Source organism: Micromonospora sp. DT4 (assembly GCF_049841675.1).
Lineage (GTDB): Bacteria > Actinomycetota > Actinomycetes > Mycobacteriales > Micromonosporaceae > Micromonospora.
Window position 1 is genome coordinate 1 of record NZ_JBNCKT010000436.1, and the last position, 348, is coordinate 348.

At 58.9% G+C, this 348-nt stretch carries 1 protein-coding gene; it reads left to right on the plus strand.

The window, feature by feature from the left end:
* Positions 1-33: 33 nt before the first annotated feature.
* Positions 34-348: hypothetical protein (locus ACLQ24_RS30460; RefSeq protein ID WP_425895177.1), on the plus strand; the 315-nt coding region annotated here is incomplete at its 3' end.

Genomic DNA, 348 nt, shown 5'->3' on the forward strand with positions numbered 1-348 from the left:
GACCACAGCGGTAGCCAGCAGCACGCGCCTGGCTTGTCGTCTGCCACGGGCCAGCACACCGGCGCTAGGGCGCAGGTGCAATGGTCTCTCGACGGGCGCACACTAAAACGCAACGGCAAAGAGGTGCGCAAAATCGGAGACAAGGCCGCCAAACTACTTCAACTTCTTATCAACAAGCGCGGCACGGACAACGAATTCGTGACGCACACCGAGGTCAAGAGTGCGTACACGGGCCCCACAACAGCCGGTACGGCTATCGGCAACGTACGGGATGCATTAGAGGAAAAGGAATTATTTCCGAAGGGTTCGTGGAGGATAGAATCCGGCGGGGATGGAGTGGGTTGGCGT